A 24762-nucleotide genomic window follows, 5' to 3' on the forward strand; every position below is an offset into this window, starting at 1 on the left:
ACGTTGGTCTCGTAGTCGCTCATGGCCTTCGCTCCTGCAGTGAGTCGGGGGTACTTCCGCCGGCCGGAGTGTTCTCCGCCGTGCTGTTGAGGAAGACGCTACGGGTGGCGGCAGCAGCTGTTCTCCCGGAAACGTGCCAACCCCCTCCACCGGTTCGACGGGCGGCCCGCTTTCCACTAGTCGGACCCGGTTCCGGCCCCGGCTCGTGCCACCACTTCCTCGGTCGTCAGCGGGCTCTTCGGGTGGTAGCTCAGGCACAGCGGCGTCTGTACCTTGACGAACGAGGATGCATCGGGCGCGGCGTAGAACTGCCCAGTGCCCAGCCGTCCGACGTCCGGAACGCTGCCACCCTTCGCCTTCGCCATCTCCTGGGCCGCGCTGATCTGCACCGGCGCGTTGAGAAGCCCGAAGAACTGGGTCGCCGCGTTGCCCGGGATCCGGTTGTGCAGCCCCTTGGGTGCCTGGGTCGCGAAGACGAGACCGAGCCCGTACTTCCGGGCCTGCGACGCGAGCGCCAGCGTGCTCTGCGTGCACGCGGTCATCGCCCCGGACGGTGCCAGCGTCTGCGCCTCGTCCATCACGAACAGGCCTCCGAGTGGCCGGTCACCCGCCGGATTCTTCTTCACCCAGGCGAAGAGCGCCATCTGCAGCTGGTTGACGAAGCTCTGCCGCTGCTCGTCGGAGGCGAGCCCGACCAAGCTGATCACCGACACCCGAGCGCGCTTCCCCGGCGGCGGCGTCAGGAGCACTCCCGGGTCGACCGGGGTGCCCTGCCCACCGAACAACGGATCGTTGACGACCGCCGCGTTGAGGTCCTGCGCGAGCTCGGCCGCGATCCTCTCGGCGTTGTCGAGCCGGCTGGCCTCGTCCGGGAACGCCGCCAGTACCCCGATGAACTCCCGCAGCGTGACGAAGCCGCTGCGGGCGAAGAACCGCAGCGCCTCGGTGAGGACCGCCCGCCCCCGAACCGCTCGTGCCGCGCCCCCGTCCACCCGGGCGCGCGGAGCCAGGGTCGCGACCGCCGCGTCGATCGCGGCGTCGAACTCGTCCGGATCGTCGCGGACGCTGGCGAAGTCGGGCAGCGGCTGGAAGCTCAGCGCCCGGCCGGCCTGACGCCGCGGCGTCCAGACGACGACGTCGGTGCCGTCCAGGTACGCCGCGGCCTTGTCCGCGTCACCGGGCCCCCAGCCCGGCGGTGTCACCGGCCAGGCGTCACCGAGCCGGGCGAGGTCGTTGTTCGGGTCCAGGACGATCGAGGAGACGCCCTGGAGCGCGGACTCCTCCACCAATCGTCGGATCAGCACGGTCTTGCCGGATCCGGACCCGGCGAAGATCGCGGTGTGCTTCCGCAGGGACTCCAGGTCCACGCTGATCGGAGCCCCGCCCTCGATCGCCCGCCCGACGACGATGTGCGGGACCGCCGGAAGGGGCTCTGGGGTTGGCACCGGATCGGGGCGGTCCACGGTCGTCCTCCCGTGGCCTGCGGACGGGTCGGACAGGGCAGTCAGGTCGGACAGGGCGTCGCGCAAGAACCCGACTCGGTCCGTCGGCCGACGGCTGGTGAGCCAGGCCTGGAGATGGTTCGGACTCTCCTCGAGCAGCACTCGAAGAGCGGCCAGTACCTGGAGGTCCTCCTTCGGCACTTTTGGATCGCGTCCGCCTTTGTCGTAGAACGCGTCCAGCTCCTGCCGGGTCTTCGATCCCGGCTTCGCCTTCCAATCCGCGTTACGCAGCAGGAACAGCCGGCGCTTCGGCACGCCTTGGGAGAGTCCTGACATCGTGCACGCCGCCCGGATCCGGGTCAGGGCGGCGACGGGGTGCTGCGCCGAGATCGCGCGGAACGCCCAGTGCGCTTCGTCCTCGGTCGCCTCGTCGAGCGTGAGTCGTAGACGCGCGTGCAGCGGCGGCTTGACGCCCGGCAGCGGGTCGAACGAGAACCGCTTCTCGGCGTCCTCCTGTTCCAGGATCCATGCCTCCAGCCCGGCGTTGAGCAGGGCGGGCATCACCGCGTCCTCGGTGGATTGGGCGAGTGCGTGGCTGACGTCCGCGGACGCGATCAGTTGCTCGAACCGTTGGTCGAGCGCCTCCATGGAATCGGGCGAGATCGGGACCGGACCGGGATCGGACACCGTCTCGACGAGTGCGGTGAGCTCGGTGACCTCGCCCCGGTCGACGCAGGCACGGATGTGCTGGTCGACGCGTTTCAGCAGTTCGCGGGGCGTGAACTGGCCGGCTTCGGCGAACGCGGACGGGTCGATCGGCCAGGTCGGGTACGGCGGCTCGAACCGGACCCGCCGGTAGTAGCGATCGAACCGCTTCTCGATCAGGGCCCGCCCGAACTCTTCGGTGGGAATCGACTGCAGGTGCGGCGTGACGCGGAAGCGGTCCTGGACGGTGTCGATCGCCTCTTCGGTGATGAGTATCCACGTGGTGGGCGTGCAGGTGAGGACCGTCAGCGTCCGACGGGTGCTCTCCCGGAGCGACATCAGGCCTTCGGCGATCTGGTCCAGCGCCGCGTTGTCCACGGTCGCGCCCGAGCCGGCGGACTTCGCCCCGGTCGTGGCGGACGTGACGATCGGGTCGATCTGGTCGACGGCGACGACGCTCGGCCCGGTCAGCGCGAGCAGGCGGGACAGGTCGCGGACGATGATCCGCGCGCTCTTCACCATCCGGCCGATGCCCCAGGCGGCGCGCTCACCGGTCTCGTCCGGCTGCGACAGCAGGAAGTTCTGGCCGACGTCCTGCGCCTGCAGGTCGAAGGAGCCGTACAGCACGAGCGCGCGTGCGGTGTCCTGGCAGTCCCGCGCGATCTGAGGGTCGACGCTCTGCAGCGCGCGGATGAACGACGTGAGCGCGGCCTCGGTGAGCGGCTCCTCGCCGATGACCTGTGGGAGAAGTTCCGGGGCCAACCCGCCCTCGTCGGCCAGGCGCGTCAGCAGCGTCTGGAGCTGGGGCTCGCGACGCTTCACCCGACGGGTCAGCCCGTCGAGAATCGACATCACGGTGCTCGGCCAGAACGCCGCGGGGTCGACGAGGCTGATCAGGAAGAAGTAGCCGTCGCGGCTCTGGACCTGCTCGCGGAGCCAGCCCATCAGATGGGTCTTTCCGGTGCCGCGCTGTCCCTGGATGACGACGCCGAGCGGGCTGCTTCCGCTGCTGTCGAAAGCGTCCTCCAGGCCGTCGAGCACGGCGTCGATCGCACGCGTGTGCAGCCCGTCCACATGGAACGGGTTGGGATTCCAGACGTCGTCCTGGGTCGGTGCCGAGCTCAGCCGGACCGTGCGCAGGGCGCGTAGCTCGGTGTCGCTCATGCGCCCTCGATCGCGATCAGGTGCTTCTTCTGATTGCCGATGACGACCGCCGCCGCCTTCTCGGGCTTCGACAGCGACTTCTTGTTCATCTCCGGGACCAGCGTGACGTCGGGAGCGCTGTTGAGGGCGATCAGCGCGGTGTCGACGTCGGCGCGGGGGACGTCGCCCAGTTGCTGGCGCAGGGCCGACAGCAGCACCCATCCGTTCGGCCCGTCGGTGAGCCGCCAGTAGGTACCCCGGATGCGCTCCGCCACGTCGGCCGGAGCCTCTTCGGCCGGAGCCTCTTCGGCCGGAGCCTCTTCGGCTCCGTCGGCCGGAGGCTCCACGTCCGAGACGTCGGTCGAGGGCGCGCGGAAGAGGTCGAACAGCCGAAGATCAGTGCGCGCCAGGTAGCGGTCGAGCTGCGCGGCGAAGCCCAGCGCGACCGCCCGGCCCCACCGTCCGGTCGGCAGGTCACCGGTCAACTCCGTCCGGGCCCGCGCCCAGCCCTTCTCCTCGAGCTCGTGGAAGATCTGGTTTCCGAACCCGGCCACTTTCCCCGAGCTGACGAGCTTGAGGTCGTTGAGCCGGGCCTTGTCCTTGCCGGTCAGCGTCACCCCGAAGCGATCCTTGAGATCGTTGTTCCCGACCTGCGCGGTGACCGCCAGCAGGAGAAGCAATGCGGCGCGCTGCTGGGTGGTCAGGGCGTCATTCGACATGGCTGGATCCTTCCGAGCGTCCCTCGACGCGTCGCGTGGTGAGGAAGAGTTCGAGCTGATGGGCGACGGCGTTGACGTCACCGAGCACCTGGTCGTTGGTGAAGCGCAGAACGGCGTAGCCCGCGGTCTGGAGGAGGACGTCACGCGCGCGGTCCGCCGCGTACTGGACCTGCCTCCGGTGCTCCGGGCCGTCGATCTCCACCGCGGTGCGTTCGGCCGCCCAGAGGAGGTCGACGCGGATCGGACTGATCAGTGGGCCGAAGGAGAACGTCTGGTTCCAGGCGCGGCCGCCGGCCCAAGCGTGGCCGGCCAGCACCTTCTCCAGTAGGCACTCGGCGACGCTGTTCGGGTTGGGCTGTCCGGCCAGCGCGGGAAGCGCCAGTGCCCCGGTCCGCGCGGCGCGGTCCGACACATCGTCGGGTGCTTGCCCGGTGAGTGCCTCCACGGCGGCCGGAAGCCGAACGCGCTGCGAGTGAATGCGGTCGACGGCCGGGAACGCGGCGCCGGTGAGCCACACGCCTCCGAGCGCGCCGCGGAACGCGAGCCACTCGACGGCGGCCACCAGCGCGGACTGCTGGGTGGCTGGTAGGCCGTCCGGCACCTCGACGACGAGGACGACGTCGGCTCGGGCATAGGCGGCTTCGAGGACGCGGACCAAGCCGGCGGCGCGGATTTCCGGTGGGAAGGACGCGGCCGAGCGGGTGCCGGTCAGCGCGCGGGCGGCGAGGTCGGCGAGGAAAGGGCCGAAGTGATGGGTGCGACCGGCCAGACGAGACGCGAGAAGCCGGACCGCCGGAACGTTGGCGCCTCCCGGCCCGGAAATCCCCTCGGCGTCGGGAAGCCACGCCGGGAACAGCGCGACCGCGGCCTCCTCGAGCGCATCGAGAACTTCGCCGACGATCGCGGCCTGCGTGGCGGTGGTGATCGGCCGGTAGGTGACGACGACCGGTGCGTCGGCCGGAAGCGGATCGAGAGCGACGGTCAGCGCGTCAGCGTCCACATCGTCGAGGTGGACGACTCGACCACGGGGTAACGACGTCCACCACGCCCCGACCGACCCCACCCGTACTCCCCGTCGCCCCCGAGGCCTTGCCGAATGGCTAGGCCGCTGACCCGCACTGTCCACGATGGCAGGTGCTGGGCGGTCTGGCGTGGGCGGGACGGGTTATGTGCCGGAGAGTCGACCGGCGTACCCGCCGTTCGTCACCGAACTCCGTCCGGCCGGTGGAGGGCCCCGGACACGAAACCGCCCCGCCCGGAGGGGATGGGCGGGGCGGGGTTCCGGTTGGATCAGGCCTTCGCCTTGGCCTTGCGCTTGGTCTTCTTGGCGTCGCGCTTCATCGCCTTACCGGTGCTCTTGGCCTCGCTCTTGGCGGTCTTCGCGGTCTTCTTCACGTCCCGCTTCACGGCCTTACCGGTCGCCATCGTGATCCGCCCTTCGTCGAAAAACCTGACGATCGTCGGCTACCCGCGGTGACCCCGTGCGGAAACCTCCGGCGCGGAAAAGCTGTCGACGCCGCGCGGCACCGGTGGCGTCGTGACCCTCCCGATCATGGCGCCACTGTGGAGAGTCCGGACGGACCACGCCGCCGGTCCGGCGCCGTGCGATCCGCTCGGCCCACTCCCGGTGCGCGCAGCGTCGGACGTGATCGTGTCGTGCGTCCGGAAGTGAGGGAACAGGAAGGGAACTCCGCCTGCGGCGAGTGGCGCATTCCCCGCGCCGAGCGGTCCGCCATGATCGGTTCAGCGGCGATCTGTGTAACCGAACGGCAACACTCACTTGACCTGCTCCGTGTTAACGCTAACAATCACGGCCAGCGCGGTGACTCAGGCCACAACCTACCTGGGGCACGGGTGTCGCTGGGATGCCCACGCGGGAACGGAGGCGGAGCTGTGGTCGAGTCGACCGTGAGACCGGTGGACGGTCGCGACTCCACCGGTGTCGACGACCAGCCGGCCGACCCCGCAGAGCGTCGGGTCGTCATGGCGGACGTCGCGCGCCTGGCCGGGGTTTCCCACATGACCGTGTCGCGGGTCCTCAACGACAGCACGGCGGTGAGTGCGACGACCCGCGCGCGGGTCCGAGCGGCGATGACGACGCTCGGCTACCGCCCGAACACGGCCGCACGCGCCCTGGCGACCGGCCGCACGCGCCAGCTCGGCGTGGTGAGCGTCAACACGACGCTGTTCGGCCCGGCGTCGATGCTGGTGGCGATCGAGCGGGCCGCTCGCGACGCGGGCTACGCGGTGAGCATCGCAAGCCTGCGCGAGCCGGACCAGCGGTCGCTCGACGAAGCGTTCGACCACCTGACCGCCCAGTCCATCGAGGGCATCGTCGCGATCACGCCGCGCGCCGGTATCGCCGCCGCGTTACGCCAGGCGCCGCGGGGCGTTCCGCTGGTGGCGGTGGAGGGCGGCGAGGGCCCGATGCCGACCGTCGCGGTGGACCAGTACCTCGGTGCGGTCCGGGCCACCCGGCACCTGATCTCGCTGGGGCACCGGCGGATCGCCCACATCGCCGGCCCGGACGACTGGCACGAGGCGGGTGAGCGCGAGCGCGGATGGCGCGACTCGCTGTCCGCCGCCGGGCTGGAGCCGACCGCGCCGCTCCGCGGTGACTGGAGCCCGCGCGCCGGGTACGAAGCGGGCCGGGCGCTGGCCGAGCGTCGGGAGCACACCGCGGTGTTCGTCGCGAACGACCAGATGGCGATCGGCGTGCTGCGGGCGTTCGCGGAGGCCGGTATCGACGTGCCGGGCGACGTGAGCGTCGTCGGATTCGACGACATCCCCGAGGCGGCGTACTTCGCGCCGCCGCTCACCACGCTCCGGCAGGACTTCGGCGAGGTCGGCCGGCGCAGTCTCGCGCTGCTGGTCGAGCAGGTCGAGGGTGCACCCCGCTCGGACAAGCGGATCGTGATACCGCCGGACCTGGTGGTGCGCGACAGTACGGCGCCGCCGGGACTCGCGTCCGGCGCGAACTGAACAGACCTCAGCCACCGACCAGGGAGGTGACCATGGCTGATGCACGAGATGTTAACGCTCACAAATATGTGGTCGGCGTGGATTTCGGGACGTTGTCCGGGCGTGCGCTGGTAGTGCGTGTCGCGGACGGTGTCGAGGTGGGTACGGCCGTGCACCCGTACTGGCACGGGGTGATCGATTCGGCCCTGCCGGTGACCGGTGCGGTGTTACCGCCGGACTGGGCGCTGCAAGAGCCGGGGGACTGGCTCGACGTGCTGCGCACGGCGGTGCCGGCCGCGGTGGCGAACGCGGGAATCGATCCGGCCGACGTGATCGGGATCGCGACGGACTTCACCGCCTGCACGGTGTTGCCGACGACGTCCGACGGGACGCCGCTGTGCCGCGTAGCGGGGTTCGAGGGTCAGCCACACGCCTATCCGAAGCTCTGGAAGCACCACGCGGCGCAGGGCCAGGCCGACCGGATCAACGCTCTGGCGCACGAACGCGGTGAGCCGTGGATCAATCGTTACGGCGGCAAGATCTCCAGCGAGTGGGAGTTCGCGAAGGGCCTGCAACTGCTGGAGGAGGCTCCGGACGTCTACGCGGCGACCGAGCGGTGGATCGAGGCGGCGGACTGGATCATCTGGCAGTTGTGCGGCGTCGAGACCCGGAACCGGTGCACGGCGGGGTACAAGGGCATCTTCCAGGACGGCGTCTGGCCGTCGCCGGAGTACCTGGCGGCGCTCAACCCCGGGTTCGCCGACTTCGTGACCGACAAGATCGAGCATCCGCTCGCGTCCCTCGGCGACCGCGCCGGAGGGCTGACCGCGCAGGCCGCGGAGTGGACCGGCCTGCCCGAAGGCATCGCGGTGGCGGTCGGCAACGTCGACGCGCACGTCACCGCCCCGGCCGCCCGCGCGATCGCCCCCGGGCAGCTGCTCGCGGTGATGGGCACCTCGACCTGTCACGTGATGAACGGGGAGACGCTCGCCGAGGTGCCGGGCATGTGCGGCGTCGTCGACGGGGGGATCGTCGCCGGGCTCTACGGCTACGAGGCCGGGCAGTCGGGCGTCGGGGACATCTTCGGCTGGTTCGTCGACAACCAGTTACCGCCCGCCTACCACGACGCCGCGGCGAAGAAGGGCCTGGACCCGCACGAGTACCTGTCCCGGCTCGCCGCCGAGCAGCCGGTCGGCGCGCACGGCCTGCTCGCGCTGGACTGGCACAACGGCAACCGGTCGATCCTCGTCGACCACGAACTGTCCGGCGTGCTGATCGGCGCGACCCTGGCGACCAAGCCGGAGGACATCTACCGGGCGCTGGTCGAAGCGACCGCGTTCGGGACCCGGATGATCGTCGACGCGTTCACCGACGCCGGCGTCCCCGTCGACGAACTCGTGGTGGCCGGCGGGCTGCTCAAGAACCGGTTCGTGATGCAGGTCTACGCCGACGTCACCAACCGGCCGCTGTCGATCATGACCACCGAGCAGGGCCCCGCGCTCGGCTCGGCGATCCACGCTGCGGTCGCCGCCGGCGCCTACCCCGACGTCCCCACCGCGTCGGCCGCGATGGGCCGGGTGAAGCGGGCCGCCTACCGCCCCGACCCGGCCCGCGCCAAGGCCTACGACGCCCTCTACGCCGAGTACCGCACCCTGCACGACTACTTCGGCCGCGGCACCGAACCCGGCGGCAACGACGTCCTCCACCGCCTTCGCCGCATCCGGAACGAGGCCCGCGCATGAGCACGATCGCCGACCTCCGGAAAGAGCTCGTCGGGCTGCACCACGAGTTGATCCGCTGGAATCTCGTCGTCTGGACGGCCGGAAACGTCTCCGCCCGGGTTCCGGGCGAGGACCTGTTCGTGATCAAACCCAGCGGCGTCTCCTACGACGACCTGACCCCGGAGTCGATGGTGGTCTGCGACCTCGAGGGTCGTCTGGTCGAGGGGGACCTGTCCCCGTCGAGTGACACCGCCGCACACGCCTACGTCTACCGGCACCGGCCGGACGTCGGGGGAGTAGTGCACACCCACTCCACGTACGCGACGGCGTGGGCGGCGAGGGGTGAGCCGATCCCCTGCGTGTTGACCGCGATGGCCGACGAGTTCGGCGGCGAGATCCCGATCGGGCCGTTCGCGATCATCGGCGACGACTCGATCGGCCGCGGCATCGTCGCGACCCTGGAGAACCACCGCTCGCCGGCCGTCCTGATGCGCAGCCATGGCCCCTTCACGATCGGTAAGGACGCGAAGGCCGCGGTGAAGGCGGCGGTGATGTGCGAGGACGTGGCTCGAACGGTCCACATCGCGCAGTCGGCGGGCCCGGTCGAACCCGTCGACAAGGCGTCGGTCGACCGGCTCTACGACCGGTACCAGAACGTCTACGGCCAGCACTGAGCGCTAGCGGCTCGGGGTCCACGCTCGGGGTTTCCGCCCGGCGTGGGCCCCGACGTCGCGCTGCCGGTGCGCGAGGGCTCGCTCCGTCCCGTGGGCGAATTTCCCGAAAAGCCGCCTCATGGCGGGGCGCGGAACGTGGTTCTCCCGAAAGGTCGCCTCCCGGAGCGCTTCGAGAGGTGGTCTTCCCGAAAATCGGCCCCGGCGTCGGGCTCGCGATGCGGCTCGGTGTTTCGACTGATCTCGGCGCGGCAAGTACCTGAGCGGTATGCACCGTTTTGGGAACTTCGGGGGTGGCTGTGAACGGGCCGGAGCACTACTTGCACGCACAGAAGTACGCGACCGAGTCGGCCACCGACAAGGAGCCCGAGTGGATGGCGGCCCACGCCGCGCTCGCCCAGGTCCACGCGACGCTCGCGCTCACGGCCGCGATCGCGGAATTCGGCGACACCCGGAGCGGGGTGGGGCGGGTGGCCAGCGACTGGACCGGCTGGCGGAACGCCGGAGCAGTGCTCTCTCCGACCGCGAACCCCAGCCCGCTGGAGTAAGCGCAACGGCGCTCCGCGCGGACCGCCGGGTGGCTGCCCGCGACCGACCAGTCGCGCGTTACGGACCTGTGGCCGGACTCGTTCGCCGATAAGCGTCCGACCGTCGCCGAACGGCTGAGTGGCTTTGCGAGGGCTGGGCCGGACTCGTCCGAAGCTGGCCGTTCGGCTAGGGCCGTCGGGTTAGGTGTCTACGGACGTTCGGTCCTGGGGCCGCGTCGCCTTCGATTCGTAGCATCGCCGGATGTCTTATCCGCCGCAGTTTCAGCAGCGTCGCTCAGGTCTGAAGCCTCTGCATTGGGTGCTCATCGGGCTGGGCGGCGTGATCGTTCTCTTCTGCGGGCTCTGTGGCGTCGCCGGAGTGATCGACTCCGGCACCGACCCGGCCCCGAGCGCGAGCGTCGCCGCGGCGACGCAGTCGCCGAGTGCGGCCGTGCCGTCCGCCACTACGGAGTCGCCGTCGCCGTCCCCGAGTGGTACCACCGGCGCGCCGCTCGTCGGTGACGAGGTGATCGGCTCCGAGAGCAGTGCCGACGCCGACGCGGACGTGGATCGGCAGCCCGCTTCGGACGCTGCTCCGACCACGCGCCGAGCGGTACCAGCGCCGGCGCGGACGACGTCGGCCCCGAAGCCGGCCCCGGCGAAGACGACCAGCGGCAGCAACAGCGGCTCGGTCTACTACAAGAACTGCACCGCCGTGCGCGCTGCGGGCGCGGATCCGATCCGGGTCGGCGATCCGGGATACGCCAAGCACCTCGACCGGGACGGCGACGGCGTCGGCTGCGAGTAAGAGCCGGCGGCGCGAGGGCCTCTCGATCGGTGCGAGTAGGCCCTCGCCAGGTCAGATGCGGCCGAGGATGCGGTCGACCGTGACTTCGAGGACGACGCGCAGGGGGTTTTCCCGCGGCGTGCGGTACCGGGCGGCGTACCGTCGCTCGGCGTCGGCCACCCGCTCGGGGTCGGACACGACCTCGACGGTTCCCTCCAGCGTCAACCAGCGTCCGCCGTCGACCTGACAGAGCGCCGCCCGCTTCGTCTCCCGGGCGTTCGCCGCCTTCCGGGACGGGCCGGAGCAGATGACGCGCGCGAGGCCGACATCGGCGTCCCAGGTGAAACCGACCGGGGTGACGTGCGGCGAACCGTCCGTCCGCAGCGTGGTCAGCGTGGCCAGGTGCCGCTCGGTGAGGAACTCGAGGGCCGAGGGCGGCAGGTCCGCCGGGTCGAAACGCACTGGTCGAGCCTACTCAAGCCTTCCGCTGACCGCTCAGCGCAGCAGGGCGTCCACCACGAGGTCGAAGTAGTCCGGCTCGGCCGCCGGCCCGGTCAACTCGTCCGGCGCGGTGTGGGCGAGTTGCACGTGGCCGAGGTAGGCGGTGTAGGCGAGCACCGCGCGCTGCCTCGCCTCGCGCTCGGCGAAGCCGACCGCGGCGAACACGCTGGTCACGTACGCCATCCGGCGGGCGGTCACGCGGCTGAGCACCGGCGCCACTCGCGGGTCGTCGGCGTTGCCCAGCAGCGTGAGCTCCACCCCGTTGCTGGTCGCGCCGGTGACGACGTGGCGGAACAGTCGCCGCAGCCGCAGTATCGGGTCGGGCTCGGCGTCCATCGCCGTGATGATCGCCTCGGTGAGTTCCTCCCACCGGGTGAGCGCGGCCTCCACCAGCGCGTCCCGGTTGGGGAAGTGCCAGTAGAAGCTGCCCTTCGTCGCACCCAGGCGAGCGGCGATCGGTTCGACCGCCACACCGGGCAGCCCGCGCTCCCCGAGGACGAGGAGCGCCTCGGTGGCCCAGTCGTCGGCGGTGAGGGTCCGGGAGCGAGCGGAGCCGGCGTCTTTACGCACGCCCGTACGCTACCGTATGGTCATTCCATACGGCACCGTATGGAGGCTCCCGTGCGCAACGTCCACTCCCGCGAACTCGCTGCTTCACCCAGCGCGGTCGCACCGCTCATCGACGGCCTTGCCGGCCCCGACGACGCGTTCTGGCCCACCGGTTGGCCGCCGCTCCGCTTCGACGGTCCGCTCGGCGTCGGCGCCTCCGGCGGGCACGGTCCGATCCGGTACTCGGTCACCGAGTACGAGCCCGGCCGTCGGCTCCGCTGTGCGTTCGATCCGGCGATCGGCGTCCGCGGCTACCACGAGTTCCGGGTCGAGCCGATGGACGTGGGGCGCGTCCGCCTCGTCCACGAGATCGACGCCGCTCTCCGCGGCGGGATGCGGCTCGGATGGCCGCTCGCCATCCGCTGGCTGCACGACGCGCTGATCGAGGACGCGTTCGACAACGCCGAGCGCGTGACCACCGGCGCGGTCGCCAGCCCGCACCGCTGGTCGCTCTGGGTCCGGCTCCTCCGCAAACGGGGCGGCCGCCGTCCGATGCGCGTCGCCGGAGCCGGCGGCGAGACCCGCAGCCGCGGCCCGGTCGCGGTCGCCGTTCCCGACCGAGCCTCCGCCGATTTCGGGCCGGCCGACCTCGCCGACGCCTACGCGGTGCGGTTGAAGCCGGGGATGCCGCACGATGCGGCGACGTGGCTGGACGCCACCTTCGGCAACCCGCCCGGCTGGGTGCGGGCGGCGATGGGGATCCGGCAGGCCGCCGTGCCGTTGCTCGGCATCGAGCGGGCACCCCGCGACACGTTCCGGCCGAGCGCGCTCACCGAGCGAACCGCCACCATCGACGCGGACGCGAACCACCTGGTGTTCCGGGCCGAACTCGTGGTCGACGACCGGAACGTCACGGTGGCGACGCTGGCCCGCGCCCACAACCGGCGCGGACGCGCGTACCTCGCGGTGGTCGAGCGGGTACACCCGCTGGTGATCCGCGCGATGCTGCGCCGCGCGACGGTCGCCGTCGCCCGCGGTTAGCGCTGGCGGGCCCGGCGTCGTTCGGCGCCGGGCCGCCGGCAGACCTCGCCGCAGGAGCGCGCTCACGCCTCCCGGAACGCGGCGAGGATCTCGTCGGCGGCGAGGGCCGGTGTCAGCGTGCCCTCGGCGACCTGCTGCTCGACCTTCGGCGCGATCTCCGCGACGCGGGCATGATCGCGCAACGACGCGAGCAGCCGATCTTGCACCATCGTCCAGACCCAGCGCACCTGCTGTTCCCGTCGGCGGGCCTCCAGCGCGCCGGACGCCGCCCGGGTGTCCTGGTGCCGGACGATCTGCTCCCAGAGCTCCGTCAGCCCGGTGCCCTCGGCGGCGCTGCAAGTCAGCACCGGTACGTCCCACCCGCCGCGGTCACCGTGCAACAACCGCAGGGCCCCGGCCAACTCCCGGGCCGCCTTCCGGGCGTCGTTGACGTGCGGACCGTCGGCCTTGTTCACCGCGATGACGTCGGCCAGCTCCAGGACGCCCTTCTTGATGCCCTGGAGCTGGTCACCGGTGCGGGCGAGCGTGAGCAGCAGGAACGAGTCGACCATCTCGGCCACCGTGGTCTCGGACTGCCCGACACCGACGGTCTCCACCAGCACGACGTCGTACCCGGCGGCCTCGACGACGACCATCGCCTCCCGGGTGGCCTTCGCGACGCCGCCGAGCGTTCCCGCGCTGGGGGAGGGGCGGACGAACGCGTTCTCGTCCACGGCCAGGCGGGCCATCCGGGTCTTGTCGCCGAGGATGCTGCCGCCGGTCCGGGTCGACGACGGGTCGACGGCCAGTACCGCGACGCGATGACCGGCCGCCGTGAGCGAGATCCCGAGCGCGTCGATGAACGTCGACTTGCCGACGCCGGGCACGCCGGTGATGCCCACGCGGCGCACCGGCGGCGGGCCCGACGTCGGGGCTTGCACCGCCGCCGTCAGCCGGGTCAGCAGCTCCTGGGCCGCGATCCGGTGATCGGCGCGACGGGACTCCACCAGCGTGATCGCCCGCGCGATCCACGCCCGCTCACCGGCGAGCACGCCACGCGCGTACTCGTCCACGTTCGGCGCCGGCCGCGTCACCGCCCACCCCGCCTCGCGACGCTCCGGGCGGCGGCCCGCCGCCGGGCGTCCGCATACGCAGTGACCCGCGCCTGCGGGATCGGAGCAACCGTCACGGGTGCGCGGTCTCGGACGGGTCGGGGTGCCCGAGGCGGGTGCGCAGCTCGGCGAGCAGGCCGAGCGCCGCGTCGGCGATCACCGTGCCCGGCAGGAACACCGCTGAGGCGCCGAGTGCCGCGAGCGGTTCGACGTCCGCCGGCGGGATGACCCCGCCCACCACGATCATGATGTCGTCCCGCCCGAGCGCCGCCAGCTCGTCGCGCAGCGCCGGGACCAGCGTCATGTGCCCGGCCGCCAGCGTGCTCACCCCGACGATGTGGACGTCGGCCTCCACGGCCTGCCGCGCCACCTCCGCCGGGGTCTGGAAGAGCGGGCCCACGTCGACGTCGAAGCCGAGGTCGGCGAAGGCCGAGGAGATGACCTTCTGCCCGCGGTCGTGGCCGTCCTGCCCCATCTTGGCGACGAGGATCCGCGGCTGCCGTCCCTCGGCGCGCTCGAAGTCCGCCGTCGCTTCCCGGGCAGCGGAAACGTTCCCCGCGCCCCCCGCCTCGTCCCGGTACACGCCGGAGATCGTACGGATCTGGCCGGCGTGGCGGCCGTACACCTTCTCCAGTGCGTCGGAGATCTCGCCGACCGTGGCCTTGTGCCGGGCGGCGTCCACGGCCAGGGCGAGCAGGTTCTCGTCCAGACCCGGACCGCGATGGCCGTTGATCGCGGCGTCCGCGGCCTTGGTGAGCGCCGCCAGCGCGTCCTCGACCGCACGCGGATCCCGCTCCGCGCGGAGCCGCTCGAGCTTCTCGATCTGTTCGCGGCGCACCTCGGCGTTGTCGACCCGGAGCACCTCGATCGGCTCGTCCGCATCCGGCCGGTAGCGGTTGACGCCGATCACCGGCTGGCGGCCGGAGTCGATCCGGGCCTGCGTGCGGGCCGCCGCCTCCTCGATCCGCAGCTTCGGGATGCCCTCGTTGATCGCGCGGGCCATGCCGCCCGCGGCCTCGACCTCCTGGATGTGGCCCCAGGCCCGCTGCGCGAGGTCGTGGGTGAGCCGCTCGACGTAGGCCGAACCGCCCCACGGGTCGATCACCCGCGTGGTACCGGACTCGTGCTGCAGCACCAGCTGGGTGTTGCGCGCGATCCGGGCGGAGAAGTCGGTGGGCAGCGCGAGCGCCTCGTCCAGCGCGTTCGTGTGCAGCGACTGGGTGTGGCCCTGCGTCGACGCCATCGCCTCGATGCACGTCCGCACGACGTTGTTGAAGACGTCCTGCGCGGTCAGCGACCAGCCGGACGTCTGCGAGTGCGTCCGCAGGCTCAGCGACTTCGGGTTGGTGGCCCCGGCCTCCCGGGTCAGCCGCGCCCAGAGCAGGCGGGCGGCGCGCATCTTCGCGATCTCCATGAAGAAGTTCATGCCGATCGCCCAGAAGAAGCTCAGGCGCGGAGCGAACTTGTCGATGTCGAGCCCGGCGTCCTTCCCGGCCCGCAGGTACTCGACGCCGTCCGCGAGCGTGTACGCCAGCTCCAGGTCGGCGGTCGCTCCGGCCTCCTGGATGTGGTAGCCGGAGATCGAGATCGAGTTGAAGCGGGGCATCCGCTGCGACGTGTACGCGAAGATGTCGGAGATGATCCGCATGGACGGCTGCGGCGGGTAGATGTACGTGTTGCGGACCATGAACTCTTTGAGGATGTCGTTCTGGATGGTCCCGGCCAGCTGCTCCGGGGCGACACCCTGCTCCTCCGCGGCGACGATGTAGAGCGCGAGCACCGGGAGCACGGCGCCGTTCATCGTCATCGACACGCTCATCTTGTCCAGCGGGATGCCGTCGAAGAGCTGGCGCATGTCGTAGATCGAGTCGATCGCGACGCCCGCCATGCCGACGTCACCGGCCACTCGCGGGTGGTCGGAGTCGTAGCCGCGGTGCGTCGCGAGGTCGAACGCGACCGAGAGGCCCTTCTGACCGGCCGCGAGGTTGCGCCGGTAGAACGCGTTCGACGCCGATGCGGTGGAGAACCCGGCGTACTGCCGGATCGTCCACGGCTGGGTGGCGTACATCGTCGGGTACGGGCCACGCAGGTACGGCGCGATGCCCGGGTAGGTGTCGAGGAAGTCGAGCCCGTTCAGGTCCTCGGCCGTGTAGAGCGGCTTGACCGGGATGCCTTCCGGGGTGTCCCAGACCGGGGCCGCGGTCTTGTCGCCCGGCGCGCTTCGCAGCGCGCCCAGCTCGACGTTCGAGAAGTCCGGGATCGAGGTCATCGGGCCACCCCCAGGTCGTCGAGCGTCGTCGTCAGCACCGCGACCGCGTCGCACCCGCTGAATACATAATTATCGACGTCCGGCAGCGTGCCCTGTTTGCCCGCGAGCCAGACGCGGGCGGCCCCGGCGTCGCGCAGTGCGGCGGCAGCCGCCTCACCGTCCGAGGCGTAGATCTTGTCGGTCGAGCAGAGCACCGCGACCTTCGCCCCGCTCTCCCGGAACGCGGCGGCCAGCTCGTCCGGCCCGAGGCTCGGCCCGGCGGGAACGGTCTCGATACCACCGGCCTGGAAAAGGTTGGCGGCGAACGTGGCCCGCGCCGTGTAGGCGGCGAGCGGACCGAGCGTGGCGAGGAAGACCTTCGGGCGCTCGGCGGCGGCGTCGGCCGCGTCGCGCAGGGCTTCGAAGTCCTGGCTGTAGCGGTTGCGCGGCAGTCCACCGGTCGCCGGTGCCGGAGCCGGCGTGCGGACCGGCAGCTTCTCGGTCGGGTTCGGGAACTCGCTGACGCCGGTCAGCGGGTCACGGCGGTGGGCGATGTTCGTCCTGCGCTCGGCCCAGACCTCGGCGAGGGCGTTCTCCACGTGCCCGGACTGGAGCGCCGTGACGATCCCGCCGGCTTTCTCGATGCCGGTGAAGACGTCCCACGCCGTGCGGGCCAGCTCGTCGGTGAGGCTCTCGACGTACCAGGAGCCACCCGCCGGGTCGAGCACCCGCCCGAGGCTCGACTCCTCCAGGAGGAGGGACTGGGTGTTGCGGGCGATCCGGCGGCTGAACGCGTCCGGCAGGCCGAGCACCGCGTCGAACGGAGCGACGGTGACCGCGTCCGCGCCGCCGATGCCCGCGCCGAAGCAGGCCAGCGTCGTGCGGAGCATGTTCACCCACGGGTCGCGGCCGGCCATCATCGCGCCGCTGGTCACGGCGTGCTGCCGTTGCGGGCTCTCCGGGGAGCCGCTCACCTCGGCGACGCGGGCCCAGAGCCGACGCGCGGCACGCAGCTTGGCGATCGTGAGGAACTGGTCGGCGGTGGCGGCGTAGCGGAACTCCAGCTGGGCCAGCGCCTCCTCGACGCTCAGCCCGGCGTCGGTGAGTGCCCGCAGGTAGGCGACGCCGGTCGCGATCGAGAAGCCCAGCTCCTGGGCGTCCGACCCACCGGCGTCGTGGTAGACGGTCGCGTCGACGAGGCCCGCGCGGACGCCGGTCCCGGCGGTGCGTCGGGCGAGATCGGTGAGGACGTCCAACTCCACCCGCGCGCCCGTGCGGGCGGAGAGCCCGATCGGGTCGGCGCCCAAGTTCCCGCGCGCGCCGGCCGCAGGTGCCGCACCCGACTCGGCGCCCGCCGCCGTCGAGTCGGCCAGGCTGTCGGTCAGGCGGAGGAAGGTCTCGGCGGCGGCCCGGGTGTCGGGTCCGGCGTCGAGCGAGATCGGGGCGAGGTCGAGGTAGACGTCGGCGAGCACCTCGGGAAGTGCGTCGACCGGGATGCCCTCGGCGCCGAGCACGAGCCAGAGCGACGTGACGCCGTTCTTCAGGTCGGCGTCGATCGCGGCCTTCGTGGCGGCGACGTCCGGATCGGCGTGGCGCTGCCGGACGTCCCAGCCGCCGGGGCGCTCACCACCCTCGGCGGTGGTGTCCCGCAGGCGGTTGCCCCGGACGAACGGCGGGAACCCGGGGACGCCCGGATCGCCGGGTGCGTTCTCCGCGGTGTACAGCGGCGCGAGCCGGATTCCGTCGTACGTGGTGGTGGCGAGCAGATCGTCGACCGCCTCGGGCGGCGTCTCGTCGGTCGCGGCCCGGGACTTGCGCAGGACGCCCAGCGCGAGTTCCTGCCAGCGTGCCCGATCGACCGGCTCGAAGCCGGCGGCCAGCGCGAGTGGACTCTTCTCGGACGGCACCGTCATGCCCGGATGGTAGAGCGACTCCGGTCAGCGCTGACTGAAGTGTGGCCCGGGTAACCGGTCGCGGCGCGCTGGATCGGTTAACTCTGTCGTCGCCGCGGACGGTGCGCACTCGGTGCCCCCGGAGGGACGCCGAAGGTGCAGCGTTCGGTCGGATCTGTCGGGTAGGTGACACGGCCCCATCCCCGGGGCGCGGGGCCGCGAACACGGGATGCGACGTCACCCGGCGTCGTGGCCACGTCCACGCGGCGCGGTCCTTCCGGCACCGAAGGACGCCTGATGCTCCACCACTCAGCCGGACGCGCCGCGTCCGGACTCCGTACCCCCGCACGGCGGCGGGTGTGGGCGGCGGTCACCGCCGCCCTCGCGCTCACCGCGTTGGGGCTCCCCGCGCTCGCGCCCGGCGGCGCGACCGCGTCGAGTCACCGTGAGGCCCCGACCATCGCGGGGTTCCCCCAGTACGACAACACCGACGTGTACGCGTTCGTCAGCCCCGACAAACCCGACAGCGTCACGCTGATGGCCAACTGGATCCCGTTCGAGGAGCCGGCGGGCGGACCGAACTTCTACCCGTTCGCCACCGACGCCCGCTACGAGATCAACGTCGACAACAACGGGGACGCCCAGCGAGACGTCACCTACCGCTGGCAGTTCACCAGCTCGTACGCGAGCAAGGACACGTTCCTGCACAACACCGGGCCGGTCACCAGCCTCGCCGACCCCGACCTGAACTTCTGGCAGAGCTACCAGCTCCAGGAGATCCAGTGGGGCCCGAACGGTCAGCAGACCGGCGTCAAGCAGCTCGCCAAGCAGCTCCCGGTCGCGCCGTCGTTCGTCGGTAAGGCCTCGATGCCCGACTACGCGGCGCTGCGCAACCGCGCGGTCAAGTCGCTGCCCGGCGACGTGAAGTCGTTCGCCGGTCAAGCCGACGACCCGTTCTTCCTCGACCTGCGGATCTTCGACGTGCTGTACGGCGGTGACCTGAGCGAGGTCGGTAACGACACGCTCGCGCCCTACAACGTCAACACGCTCGCGCTCCAGCTGCCGAAGTCCCGGCTCACCCGGGGCGGCGAACCGGTGATCGGCGTGTGGTCGACGACGTCCCGCAAGAACTCGTCCGGCGAGTACGTCCAGGTCTCCCGGCTGGGGATGCCGCTGGTGAACGAGGTCGTCGTCCCGATCCGGGACAAGGACCGGTTCAACGCGTCGCAGCCCGCGGGCGACGGCCAGTTCCTGAAGTACGTCACGGAGCCCGAGGTGCCGCGGCTGATCGAGAAGGTCTACAAGATCAAGGCGCCCGCCACTCCGCGCCAGGACCTCGTCCAGGCGTTCCTCACCGGGGTTCCGGGTCTCAACCAGCCGCAGAACGTCACCCCGAGCGAGCAGTTGCGGCTCAACACGTCGATCGCGCCGAGCGCGAGCCCGAAACGGCTCGGTGTTCTCGACGGTGACAAGGCCGGTTTCCCGAACGGCCGGCGGCTCACCGACGACGTCGTCGACATCACGCTGCAGGTCGCCGAGGGCGAACTGGTGAACGCGCCGAACGACCTGGGCGACGCGGTGGACGCGAACAACACGCCGTTCGGGCGTTCGTTCCCGTACGTCGCGCTGCCGACGTCGGGCTCGGACACCCGGGCCGGGGGCACGCCGTCGCAGGGTTCGTCGCAGCCGCCGGCGACCCAGGCAGCACCGGCCGACCCGAGCACCAGCCCGTCGATGCTCACCGGAGGCGCCGGGAACCCGACGCCGTCCCCGGCGGCGAACGCATCGGAGACCGGGATGACCGACCTCCTTCCGCTGGGCTCCGCCGTCGGTGGCGCCGCTCTGCTCGCGTTCGGTGCCGCCTGGTTGTGGCGCAAGCGGCGCACCTCTTGACCGCGCGGCGGCCTCGCGTCCGGCGAGGCCGCCGCCCTACCCCGTGGAAGGACCGTCCGATGCTCCGGATACGACGCCTCACCCTCGCGGCACTGCCGGTCGCGGTCGGCCTCACGCTCGCCGCCGCGGTACTGATTCCCTCCGACGGGGACGCTCCCCGGCGCGCCACCGCTCGACCCGCCACCGTCGTCGCCGCGCAGGACTGCGCCACGGACGGGTGCGTCACCGCCCTCCAGGCCCGGCTGCGGCAGTACCCCCGGGACGGCCGGTCGTGGACGGCGCTGGCCGTCGCGTACGTCGACCGGGCCCGGCTGACCGGCCAGAACGCGTGGTACCCCCGGGCGCAGAGCGCGCTCGACCGGGCGCTCGCGCTGGACCCGGCCGACGACGCCGCGCTCGCCGCCGCGGGAGTGCTCGCCGCCGCCCGGCACGAGTTCACCGCGGCGCTGCGCTGGGGCGACCGAGCCGCGGCCGCAAACCCGTACAGCGCCCGCGCGCAGATCGTCCGGGCCGACGCGTTGACCGAGCTGGGGCGTTACCCGGAAGCGCGAGCCGCCGCGACCGCCGCCGACGACCTCAAGCCGGGCGTGCCGACGTTCACTCGGCTCGCGTACGCCGACGAGCTGGCCGGCCGGACCGACCGCGCGGCCGCCCTGCTCCGGCGCGGCCTGGAGCCCGGAACAGCACCGGCCGACGTCGCGTTCTGTCGCTTCCACCTCGGTGAACTGGCCCGGAACGCGGGCGACTACGCCACCGCCGCCACCGAGTACCGGGCTGCGCTCGCCGCCGACCCCGACTACGTCCCGGCCCGGGCGGGCCTCGCGCGGGTCGAGGTCGCACGCGGCAACCCGTCCGGCGCGGTCCGGATCTACCGTGCGATCGTCACCGCCTCGCCGCTGCCGCAGTACGCCGCCGAACTAGGGGAGTTGCTCCAGGCCGGTGGTGACCGGACCGCGGCCGAGCAGCAGTACGCGGTCGTCCGGGCCGCCCACCGGCTGTCCCGCTCGACCGGCGTCGTGGACGGGCCCGAAGTGACGCTCTTCGAGGCCGACCACGGGAACCCGGCGGTCGCCGTCGAGCTGGCGCGCGCCGAGTGGGCGCAGCGGACGAGCATCCACGTCGCGGACGCGCTGGGCTGGGCACTGTTCCGGGCCGGTCGGCCCGCGGACGCGCTGCCGTACGTCCGGGCGGCGACCCGGTTGGGGACCCACGACGCCCGGTTGCTGTACCACCGCGGAATGGTCGAGCGGGCCGCCGGGCTTCCCGCCGACGCACGCCGCTCGCTCGGCCGGGCGCTCGCGCTCGACCCGCACTTCTCCCCGCTGGGCGCCCCGGACGCCCGCGCGGCTCTGGCGGGTCTGCGATGAGGCGGGTCCTCGCGGCGTTCACCGTCGTTCTGGGCATGCTCGCGGGCGGGCTGCTGCTGGGAGCTCCGGCGCAGGCGCATCCGCTCGGCGAGCTGACGGCCAGCCGCTACGACGGGCTGGTGGTCGGCGTCGACCGGGTGTCGATCGAGCACGTCGAGGACTTGGCCGAGATCCCGACCGCCCAGGTGACGCCGGAGATCGACGTCGACGGGGACGGGACGCTCGCCATCGCGGAGCTGGGCCGGTACGCGCGGCGCGCCTGCGCGGCGGCGGCGTCCGATCTCCGGCTGACCGTCGGCGGGACCGCTCGCCCGGTGCGGCTGAGCGGTGTACCGCGTGCTCGGGTCGGCGACGGCCGGGCCGGGCTGCCGGTGCTGCGACTGGAGTGCCCGCTGTCCGCGGCCGTACCTGCCCTGCGGACGCCGACCGAGTACTCGTTCGCCGACGCCGGAGGGGCCGGCAGTTCGGGCTGGCGCGAGATCACGGTGGTCGGTGACCGGACGAGCGTGACCGGCGCGGCGGTCCGGGCCGACAGCGCGAGCCGGAAGCTGACGCGGTACCCGGAGGATGCCCTCTCCTCGCCGCCCGACCTGCGGTCGGTGACGTTCTCGGTGCGCCCGGGCGGGGCGGCCGCCGTTCCGGACGCCGGCTCCGCCCCGGACAGCTGGGCTCCTGCGTCGGATCGCGTGACTCGACTGCTCGACAGCAGCACGACGCCCTGGTTGGCGGCGGTCGCCGTGCTGGCCGCGGCGGTGCTGGGAGCCGCGCACGCGCTGGCACCCGGTCACGGCAAGACCGTGATGGCGTTCTACCTCCTCGCCCGCGACCCCGTCCGAGTCGAGCGGCCGACGTTGGTGGACCGGGCCGCCCGTCGCTCGGGTAGCCGACCGGTCCGGGCGGCGTTCGCGGTCGGTGCGGCGGTGACCGTCGCGCACACCGCCGGGGTCCTGACGCTCGGGTTGCTGGTCAGTGGGGGTGTCGCGGTGGCGCCAGCGGCGGTGATGCCGTGGCTGTCTGCGGCGTCCGGCCTGCTGATCGTGCTGGTCGGCGTCGCCCTGCTGCGGGGCGCTCGGCACGGCCGTTCGCACTCCCACGGTCCGGACGGCCATTCGCATTCGCACGGGCCCGGGCACGGGCAAGCGGGCGGGCACGACCACGGGCACGGGCAAGCGGGCGGGCACGACCACGGGCACGGGCACACCCATGCGCATCCGACCCCGGCGCGGGGGCGGCTCACGCTGGTCGCCACCGGCCTCGCGGGTGGTCTGCTGCCGAGTCCGTCCGCCCTGCTCGTCTTCCTCGGCGCGGTGGCGGCCGACCGCGCGTGGTTCGGCGTCGTGCTCGTGCTGTCGTTCGGCGTCGGCATGGCAGCGACGCTGGCCGCCGCCGGGTTACTCGTGCGGTTCGCCGGGCAGCGTGTGGTCCGGCTGGTCACCGCGCGGGCGGGCCGGATCCGCTCGGCCACGCTCGCCCGCCTCGTGACCACCGCACTCCGAAAGGCACCCGTCCTCACCGGCGTCGGCGTCTGCGGCGTCGGAGCCACGATCGCGGTCCGCGCGTTGGTGGCCATCTAAGAAATCTGGCCCGATATCGACCTATCGGAGGCGCCCGACAGGTCGATAACGGGTCAGATTTTTCGGAGCCGTTCGGCGGTGCGGCGGACGGTCCACGCGCCGGGGCGTCCGGACAGGTCCGTGCGGGTGAGGGGGGCCACGTCGAGGCGCCAGAACGCGGCGGGGGGAGCGGACAACGCGACCACCAGCGCCGCCTTGACGACCGACGGGTGCGTGACCGCCACGGTCCGAGCGGGCCCGGCCGCCGTGGCGTCCAACCACTTCGTCACCCGGTGGAGCAGGTCCCGCACCGACTCCCCGCCGTGCGGGGCGGCGTCCGGGTCGGTGAGCCAGGCGTCCACACCCGCCGGGTCCGACGCCGCGACGTCCTCCAGCGAGCGCCCGCGCCAGGAGCCGTAGTCGCACTCGTCCAGGCCGTCCTCGACCGCGACCTCCGTGGCCCCGAGCGCGGCGACGGTCTGCCGGCAGCGCAGCGACGGCCCGCATCGCCACCCGGCCGAGCGGTACCCGGCCAGTCCGACCGCGGCGGGCCGCGCGGCGGCCACCCCGTCCGGCGGCAGCGGCTCGTCGGGGGGAAACGCCGTTGCTCTGGTCGCCGCCGTCGCGGGATGGGTCAGCAGCGTGATCCGCGTCGCCACACCTGTCCTTCCTCCGAGGCCCGCGTTGACACAGCTCCAGACGCTGCCATAGCGTTCGGACGCACTCGTGATGTGCGCGGAAGCCGGTGGGAGCCCGGCGCGGTCGCGCCACTGTAACCGGTCCCGTACCCGCTCAGCGGGGGTACGTCCGGGAGCCAGACCCGGCCATCACGAAGCCCCGAGAGGGACGCGTTATCCCGAGGAGGAACTTCAGCCATGGCCAACTTGATCGAGACCGCCGGCACCTCACGCCCGGTGGCTCTGCCCACCCCCATCCCGCTCCGCCAGATCGCGCCGTGGGCGCTCTTCGGCGGCTTGCTGCTGCTCCTGGCGCTGTACTTCGTCGGCGCGGAGGAGGGTGCGACCTCGGTCGTCGGGGGCACCTGGGTGCACGAGTTCGTGCACGACGGCCGTCACCTGCTCGGTTTCCCCTGCCACTGACCCAGGAGCTCCCGCGATGATGGGACGTTTACTGACGCGGGGCATGGTGGCGGGTCTGATCGCGGCGGTCTTCGCCTTTCTGGTCGCCTACCTGGCGGGTGAAGGGCCGGTGGGTGCCGCGATCGACCTCGAGTCGGCGGCGTCCGCCGCGTCCGGCATCCCGGCCGAGCCGGAGCAGGTCAGCCGCACGATCCAGAGCACGCTCGGGCTGGCGGTCGCGGTCGCGATCTACGGCACCGCGCTCGGTGGTCTGTTCGCCATCGCCTACGCGTTCGCGCTGGGGCGGCTCGGTGGGCTCAGCGAGCGGGCGACGGCGCTGGTCGTCGCGGCAGGCGGATTCCTGACCGTGTTCCTGCTGCCGTTCCTCAAGTACCCGGCGAACCCGCCCGCGGTGGGTACCGCCGAGACGATCGGCCGCCGGACCGGCCTCTACCTGCTGATGATGCTCATCTCGGTGCTGGCAGGCATCGGTGCGGCGATCCTGGCGCGGCAACTCGAACCGCGGCTGGGGAGCTGGAACGGCACGATCGCCGCGATCGTCGTCGCGGGCCTGGTCGTGCTCGGTGCCACCTGGGTGATGCCGAACATCAACGAGGTCGGGCGGGACTTCCCGGCGTCGACGCTGTGGAGCTTCCGGATCGCGTCGATCCAGACGCAGTTCGTGCTGTGGGCGGTGCTCGGCATCGCGTTCAGCGCGCTGACGGCGAGGGCCGCTGCGCCGCGGCGCGTCCGCCGGGCCCGTCCGCCCGTCGAGCCCGAACCGGCGGCAGGCTGACCGGCCCCGGCGGCAGGCCGGAGCAGCCCGCGGAGTGGCCCGACCGCGACCCGCGATCCGACCGGTACAACCCGCC

21 protein-coding genes are annotated in these 24762 nt (G+C 72.2%); 11 read left to right on the forward strand and 10 right to left on the reverse strand.

Translation table 11 applies throughout. The features are described 5' to 3' along the window. Positions 1-176: 176 nt before the first annotated feature. The 4 genes from ABEB28_RS32675 to ABEB28_RS32690 all read right to left on the reverse strand — a co-directional run bounded on the left by ABEB28_RS32675 (position 177) and on the right by ABEB28_RS32690 (position 5434). A complete protein-coding gene (locus tag ABEB28_RS32675) occupies positions 177-3311 on the reverse strand; it encodes a helicase HerA domain-containing protein (RefSeq protein WP_345732115.1) in 3135 nt (1044 codons plus the stop codon). Next, positions 3308-4009, reverse strand: coding sequence for a hypothetical protein (locus ABEB28_RS32680; protein WP_345732116.1), 702 nt, complete (start codon positions 4007-4009; stop codon positions 3308-3310). The genes ABEB28_RS32675 and ABEB28_RS32680 overlap by 4 nt, the downstream gene beginning before the upstream one ends. Next, the gene (locus tag ABEB28_RS32685; protein WP_345732117.1) at positions 3999-5072 is read right to left on the reverse strand and encodes an endonuclease domain-containing protein; all 1074 of its coding nucleotides are present in this window, start codon (positions 5070-5072) and stop codon (positions 3999-4001) included. The genes ABEB28_RS32680 and ABEB28_RS32685 overlap by 11 nt, the downstream gene beginning before the upstream one ends. A 227-nt stretch (positions 5073-5299) precedes the next feature. Further along, complete coding sequence (locus tag ABEB28_RS32690) at positions 5300-5434, reverse strand: hypothetical protein (RefSeq protein WP_345732118.1); 135 nt, start codon at positions 5432-5434, stop codon at positions 5300-5302. 558 nt (positions 5435-5992) lie between these two features. Between ABEB28_RS32690 and ABEB28_RS32695 the strand changes: the two genes are divergently transcribed. The 5 genes from ABEB28_RS32695 to ABEB28_RS32715 all read left to right on the forward strand — a co-directional run bounded on the left by ABEB28_RS32695 (position 5993) and on the right by ABEB28_RS32715 (position 10697). Next, positions 5993-6991, forward strand: coding sequence for a LacI family DNA-binding transcriptional regulator (locus ABEB28_RS32695; RefSeq protein WP_345732167.1), 999 nt, complete (start codon positions 5993-5995; stop codon positions 6989-6991). 32 nt (positions 6992-7023) lie between these two features. Beyond that, entirely contained in the window at positions 7024-8712 is a 1689-nt protein-coding gene (gene araB, locus ABEB28_RS32700) for a ribulokinase (protein WP_345732119.1), read from the forward strand. Beyond that, entirely contained in the window at positions 8709-9365 is a 657-nt protein-coding gene (locus tag ABEB28_RS32705; RefSeq protein WP_345732120.1) for an L-ribulose-5-phosphate 4-epimerase, read from the forward strand. The genes araB and ABEB28_RS32705 overlap by 4 nt, the downstream gene beginning before the upstream one ends. A 290-nt stretch (positions 9366-9655) precedes the next feature. Beyond that, a complete protein-coding gene (locus ABEB28_RS32710; RefSeq protein ID WP_345732121.1) occupies positions 9656-9910 on the forward strand; it encodes a hypothetical protein in 255 nt (84 codons plus the stop codon). Between the two features lie 241 nt (positions 9911-10151). Then, complete coding sequence (locus ABEB28_RS32715; protein ID WP_345732122.1) at positions 10152-10697, forward strand: excalibur calcium-binding domain-containing protein; 546 nt, start codon at positions 10152-10154, stop codon at positions 10695-10697. 51 nt (positions 10698-10748) lie between these two features. Here ABEB28_RS32715 and ABEB28_RS32720 read toward each other — a convergent pair whose 3' ends face one another. Together ABEB28_RS32720 and ABEB28_RS32725 are read right to left on the reverse strand one after the other, a co-directional pair. Further along, on the reverse strand, positions 10749-11138 hold the full coding sequence (locus ABEB28_RS32720; protein WP_345732123.1) for a pyridoxamine 5'-phosphate oxidase family protein: 390 nt from the start codon (positions 11136-11138) through the stop codon (positions 10749-10751). Between the two features lie 33 nt (positions 11139-11171). Continuing rightward, positions 11172-11747: a TetR/AcrR family transcriptional regulator gene (locus ABEB28_RS32725; RefSeq protein ID WP_345732124.1), complete on the reverse strand. Its 576-nt coding sequence runs from the start codon at positions 11745-11747 to the stop codon at positions 11172-11174. 51 nt (positions 11748-11798) lie between these two features. Here ABEB28_RS32725 and ABEB28_RS32730 point away from each other — a divergent pair, with 51 nt between their 5' ends. Further along, the gene (locus tag ABEB28_RS32730; protein WP_345732125.1) at positions 11799-12767 is read left to right on the forward strand and encodes a DUF2867 domain-containing protein; all 969 of its coding nucleotides are present in this window, start codon (positions 11799-11801) and stop codon (positions 12765-12767) included. 62 nt (positions 12768-12829) lie between these two features. On the opposite strand, the gene meaB is transcribed toward ABEB28_RS32730, so the two are convergent. The 3 genes from meaB to ABEB28_RS32745 form a co-directional block, all read right to left on the reverse strand. Then, on the reverse strand, positions 12830-13840 hold the full coding sequence (meaB, locus tag ABEB28_RS32735) for a methylmalonyl Co-A mutase-associated GTPase MeaB (RefSeq protein ID WP_345732126.1): 1011 nt from the start codon (positions 13838-13840) through the stop codon (positions 12830-12832). Positions 13841-13931: 91 nt separating this feature from the next. Further along, positions 13932-16127 carry a methylmalonyl-CoA mutase gene (gene scpA / locus ABEB28_RS32740; protein WP_345732127.1) on the reverse strand — a complete coding sequence of 732 codons (2196 nt, stop codon included), beginning with the start codon at positions 16125-16127 and terminating at the stop codon, positions 13932-13934. After that, complete coding sequence (locus ABEB28_RS32745) at positions 16124-18019, reverse strand: methylmalonyl-CoA mutase family protein (protein ID WP_345732128.1); 1896 nt, start codon at positions 18017-18019, stop codon at positions 16124-16126. Before ABEB28_RS32745 ends, scpA begins: the two co-directional genes overlap by 4 nt. Before the next feature lie 276 nt (positions 18020-18295). Here ABEB28_RS32745 and ABEB28_RS32750 point away from each other — a divergent pair, with 276 nt between their 5' ends. Genes ABEB28_RS32750 through ABEB28_RS32760 form a run of 3 tightly spaced genes read left to right on the forward strand, consistent with a single transcriptional unit; the run spans position 18296 to position 22832 of the window. After that, complete coding sequence (locus ABEB28_RS32750) at positions 18296-19891, forward strand: DUF4331 domain-containing protein (RefSeq protein ID WP_345732129.1); 1596 nt, start codon at positions 18296-18298, stop codon at positions 19889-19891. A 59-nt stretch (positions 19892-19950) separates the two neighbouring features. After that, complete coding sequence (locus tag ABEB28_RS32755; protein WP_345732130.1) at positions 19951-21258, forward strand: tetratricopeptide repeat protein; 1308 nt, start codon at positions 19951-19953, stop codon at positions 21256-21258. Next, positions 21255-22832, forward strand: coding sequence for a nickel transporter (locus ABEB28_RS32760; RefSeq protein WP_345732131.1), 1578 nt, complete (start codon positions 21255-21257; stop codon positions 22830-22832). Before ABEB28_RS32755 ends, ABEB28_RS32760 begins: the two co-directional genes overlap by 4 nt. Before the next feature lie 53 nt (positions 22833-22885). Here ABEB28_RS32760 and ABEB28_RS32765 read toward each other — a convergent pair whose 3' ends face one another. Further along, positions 22886-23470: a histidine phosphatase family protein gene (locus ABEB28_RS32765; RefSeq protein WP_345732132.1), complete on the reverse strand. Its 585-nt coding sequence runs from the start codon at positions 23468-23470 to the stop codon at positions 22886-22888. A 216-nt stretch (positions 23471-23686) separates the two neighbouring features. On the opposite strand from ABEB28_RS32765, the gene ABEB28_RS32770 reads away from it, so the two are divergent. Both ABEB28_RS32770 and ABEB28_RS32775 read left to right on the forward strand, forming a co-directional pair. Next, complete coding sequence (locus ABEB28_RS32770; protein WP_345732133.1) at positions 23687-23911, forward strand: CbtB domain-containing protein; 225 nt, start codon at positions 23687-23689, stop codon at positions 23909-23911. A gap of 16 nt (positions 23912-23927) precedes the next feature. Beyond that, a complete protein-coding gene (locus ABEB28_RS32775; RefSeq protein ID WP_345732134.1) occupies positions 23928-24686 on the forward strand; it encodes a CbtA family protein in 759 nt (252 codons plus the stop codon). The last annotated feature ends 76 nt before the right edge of the window (positions 24687-24762 follow it).

The organism is Cryptosporangium minutisporangium (assembly GCF_039536245.1).
Classification (GTDB): Bacteria; Actinomycetota; Actinomycetes; order Mycobacteriales; family Cryptosporangiaceae; genus Cryptosporangium; species Cryptosporangium minutisporangium.